At 41.8% G+C, this 4,668-nt stretch carries 3 protein-coding genes; all 3 read right to left on the bottom strand.

The window, feature by feature from the left end; genetic code table 11:
* The coding region (locus F6K15_RS37445) for a bifunctional DNA primase/polymerase (protein ID WP_293071104.1) at positions 1–2,192 on the bottom strand (2,192 nt) is incomplete at its 3' end.
* Positions 2,193–2,375: 183 nt separating this feature from the next.
* Positions 2,376–4,037, bottom strand: a complete 1,662-nt coding sequence (locus tag F6K15_RS37450) for a DEAD/DEAH box helicase (RefSeq protein WP_293071106.1) — start codon at positions 4,035–4,037, stop codon at positions 2,376–2,378.
* Between the two features lie 71 nt (positions 4,038–4,108).
* Positions 4,109–4,588, bottom strand: a complete 480-nt coding sequence (locus F6K15_RS37455) for a hypothetical protein (RefSeq protein WP_293071108.1) — start codon at positions 4,586–4,588, stop codon at positions 4,109–4,111.
* Positions 4,589–4,668: the final 80 nt, after the last annotated feature.

The raw sequence follows: 4,668 nt of genomic DNA on the forward strand, positions 1-4,668 counted from the left end.
ATTTCCTTCATTATTTGGATTAAAGGAGAGAGAGCGCGGAAGATAGCATTGCCATAATGCAGGCCATCTACTTGATGCTTTATGAGGTTAGTTCCTAATTCATAGAAAGCTTCATTTAATGATTCACCACCTACAAATATGTCCTTTGTTGATTTAAGAATCTTGGCAGCTTCATCTACTACTGCAATATCTGTTTCAGATAGTGTAGAGAGCTGTTGAGGATGAGAACGGATAAATGGTGCGTATTGTTTAGTTTTCCAGCGCCCAACCAGCAGTGGACAAACCACTTTATTATCCTCATTCAACAACTTGGGACATCCTTGGCATCCAGCAGAAGCTTTACCGCCGAATAGAGTCCGATTTTTAAATTCGGGGAAATATCTAAATATAGCTTCTCTGATGCAAGATGCTTCTATAGTAGGCTCTTCCTTACCTTTAGGTCGGCGGATATGAGGGTATCCCAAAGGCGTTTGCTTGGTAGTATCTTCAACTAAACCACTATGACGAGATGGCAAAACAACTGAATTACTCTCAATGCTTTCTGTAGTGGGGTTACGCGGGTCGTCACAAATATAGTAGAGAGTAGGGTCGTCTTCAGATTTTTTTTGTGTATGGGGATTGATTCCCAAATAAGGTGGTAAATTACCTGTGTCATGGCTTTTGCCAGTACCAGTACCACTACAGTCAAACAAATTTTTGATACCGCGTTTGACCATAAGAGCTTCAAAAATATTCCTCATCCCTGGAGGAACTACATAAGCTGGACTACCTTGATTTTTCCAATCTTCAAAGTCTGTTGGTACATTCCAGTTATTAGGATCATCTCCTAATCTAATTTGCATTTTACCTAATAGTAAAGGCGGTTCCCATTTGACTATTGCTGTCGTAGTTTCTGCTAAATATTTTGCTTCTGCAACATTCGCTTGACGAATACGTTGTTTTTCTTTGGGGTGTAGTTTTGGTGCGGGTGGTAGTTCGCCATTCCGACGGAAATACTTATAAGCAGGTCTGGCTACCTTATTTTTAAGAGTTTGGGCCAGATTACTGACTGTATCTTTTAGTTGACGTGGGAACTTGTGTTTGAAGTTGTATTCAGTTTCAGGTATTAATTTAGACTGATTTTGTTTCTGCGGTGGTTTCCACTCAGGTAAGGTGACACCAGCATCACTAGCTAACTCTTCAACTATCTCTATAAAATCCTTGCCTTTAGGTGTACCATGACCACCGTTGGCAAAATGTCGATATTGAACCGCATGACCGCCCTCCTGGCAGCCGTGACAATACCAAGAGTTATCGGCCGGGTTTACTTGAAAAGCTGTACCGCTACTACCTCCATGTTGAGGACAGAAGCCAACCAGCTTCTTACCATGTCTCTTGAAGTTGTGGCCACCCCAATCATAAATATCTTCAGTGGATAAACGAGGCAAAATGTCCAGCTCTAGGATATCGGCTAAAGAGTCAGCAGTGCTGAGGCTAGGGTGAGCTTGTCTCTCTAGTTTACGTTGCTCTAAGTATCGCTCCCGTTCTGCTTTCTTCTTTTCAGCTTCAATAGTTGCCTTAGCTTCCTTGTCGGCTAGTTCTAGGAGTACATCTAGGATAGGTTGTGGGGCGTACGCTACTTCTGTATCTGCCGGAGAATTAATCCATATATATTTACCAGTTGTTGGGTGGTAGGAAGGTGGCAGAACGGACTGACAATAGTTATAACGAAATTCTAAAAGTTCGTCTTTGTCAGTTTTTAAGCCCTCCCACTCTCGGATTACAGCTCGGGTAAAGTTGGCTAATTTTTCCCTATACTCCGGCGGGATTTGAAATGCTATTTGATATCTACCAGCCTTGCCCGATGACCAACTTAAAGATTTGGGCAGTTCGGGGCATATAGCTTTAAGGATAGGTTCGACACTAGCACCATCTACATCTATGGCCAGCAGTCCATCGGATATCTCACCTAGTCTTACCCCATATCCAGAATCAAAAGCTGTATATGGTTTACCTTTTTTGCTAGTTAATCGTTGTCCTTGGGTTATTGCAGTAGCGATCGCTTCCCTACTAACTGGCTCTTCATGTTGCCAGTTACTTCTGTAGGGGCGTTTCTCGCGTACTGGTGTCAATGCCAAGTTAGCCGGGATGATTCCTAAACCTTCTGCTATTTCTGAGGCTCTGGGGTGGCGATTAAATATTTTCCAATCCATTTTACACCTCCTCCTGTAAAGAAGTTTTGACAGTGGAGATTAGGGTAGTAGTTGCAGAATTTTGTTTTTTATGTGATAATTTGCTCATAATGTGTAATAACGTATTCATAATTACTTGAATCTACAGGGCTGTGAATTCTGTAGGTTTTTTTTTCAACCTGAAATTCACACGCGATAGCGTAGCTAAACGTAGTTATCGCGGAGCGGAACGGATGTTTGAGCGCCAAAAATCATCTTCATGTGGTGTTCAACCCAACCTATGCACTGACCGTCGGCTTTCATCAGACGGAGTAAATATTTTTGATACGCAACTTTGTCAGCTACAGTAGGTTGCGAACCAAATATGGCACCGTGCATCCATTTGTAGGGAGGCCAGTATCCATAATGTATTTGGTATTGTTTATCTGCCCAATTAGGTTTGAGTCCTCGATGGTAAGCTTCTGTGAGCAATTCGTGATAATGGCGATATTGCTTGACCTTATCTGCTGTGCAGCGTAGTAGTTTGAATTTTGTGTCTGTGGTATCTAAACTCTTGCTCACCACTGGAAACTGATAACCACAACAGCCACAAACCTTATGAAAGTTATAAGTAATTGCACTGCATTGAGGGCAAATTTTTGTAGGAGCTTCACTTGGTAATGAATTTTTGGATTGTCCAAGAGTAAATGTTTTTACATCTTCAATGAATCCAAATTGTTTAATTAATCCTGCTTGGTCCAGGATTAAGCAATCATATTTTCCAGGGGATATCCTTAACCCACGCCCTATCTGTTGCCATGTCTTAGCCTTAGATTTAGTGGGGCGACAGAGGAGAACGCAAGAAATGGCAGGGACATCAAAACCTTCTCCCAATGCCTCACAACTTGCTAAGACTTTGATGAGTCCTGACTCTAATTGTGAATAAATTACTTCTCGTTGCTTGGTAGGCATCGTGCCGTCTACACTTGCTGCGGGGATGCCAGCTTGATTGAAGGCAGTGGCGATCGCTTTGGCGTGGGCTACATTCACAGCAAAGGCAATGGTTAATCGATTGAGTGCTAATCTTTTCCATTCGGAGACTAGAGTTTCGACGACCTTTGGCACATTGCAACGTACTACTAACTCAGAGTTATCATAATCTCCTGCTACAGTCCGCACTCCTTTGAGGTCAGCACCATCAACGCTGTAGTAGATTGGGGGTGCAAGATATCCTTTGAGAATTAGTTCACCTGGAGTTGGAGCTGCAATGAGGCTGTCAAACAGATCGGACATTGCTTCTCGTTTTGAGAGTCTCCAGGGAGTAGCGGTTAAACCTATAAAGGTAGTGTTGCTAGATTCAAAGTTTTCTAGCTGTCTCTGTACTACTTTGTTCCAGGCGGTTTGATGTGCTTCGTCTATTAAGATAATGTCAGGAGTAAACCAGTTGGTTTTCCGGCGAGCTAGAGTTTGTGCGCTGGCTATCTGAACAGAGGCGTTGCGAGTTTCTTTGTAGCCTCCGGCAATGACTCCACATTCAATGCCGAAGTTAGCAAATTTATTTAGTGTTTGCTTGATTAAAACGTCTCTGTGAACTATGAATAGTATTGTTTTGCCACTTGAATACTCTTGATATATAAAGGAAGCAGCAATTATAGTTTTGCCTGCTCCAGTAGGGGCGACGATAAGTATTCGGCGGTGGTTGTGTTTGATGAGTTTGTATAATTCATCAATGACTTGGAGTTGGTAGTCTCTAAGGATGAAAATCTGTGATGGTGCTATACTGAGACTTAAAGATAATTGTTTATCTTCTTCCACGTTTTTTTTATTATTCTGCTGTAACCATAATGGTTGCAGTAGTTTTGTTTTAGATGCTACTGATGGTGTCATATTATTTGGCTCCAAATCCAAATGAAAAATAATTTGAGTGGTGGGGATGGTTTTTAATGTAGTGAGCTACTTTATGTAGGAGGAGGTGCAGATTTATCTTCTACGATGAAATTGTAAATCTCTTTATGTGGGAATTTTGCAGCGATCGCTCTTTCTACTGCACGGACTTTCTTGATCGGACATCCAATAGACTCAATCTTCTTAGAGCCTTTAGAGCGCCAGCAATATTTCCAATACCAATGCTTGAGTTCGTTCGTCCCCCGCGTTTCTTCTTTGATTCGGGGATACTCTACATAACCATTTTGGGTGGACTTCCAGCTTGTATATTTATTAAGCCATCCACTGCCCCCCACTGGCTTATACTGAATTTTTCCGGTAGCATTTGCTATCGGAAGCCTAGACTCTTTCTTGGGCCAGTCTCCTGGAGTTTGAGTATTGTTGTTTCTTTGATGGCGTTTGTTTGGTGGTAAGTTACCGCTACTGTTACCAGTTGCACATGGTGTCGTGTGGGCAGACAATTCTTGTATAGCACTCTGTTTTAGTTTCATCATGATTTAGAAAAGGTATAAATTTATTATTAGAATTGAGAAGTTTTAGTTGAGATTTAACTCAAAATACGTTTGCTTCGTTG

The organism is Okeania sp. SIO2B3, assembly GCF_010672525.1.
In the GTDB taxonomy this organism is placed as follows: Bacteria; Cyanobacteriota; Cyanobacteriia; order Cyanobacteriales; family Microcoleaceae; genus Okeania.

Coding starts and splice junctions, on each gene's coding strand:
- F6K15_RS37450 (WP_293071106.1), bottom strand. CDS start 4,037: ATGACACCATCAGTAGCATCTAAAACAAAACTACTGCAACCATTATGG.
- F6K15_RS37455 (WP_293071108.1), bottom strand. CDS start 4,588: ATGATGAAACTAAAACAGAGTGCTATACAAGAATTGTCTGCCCACACG.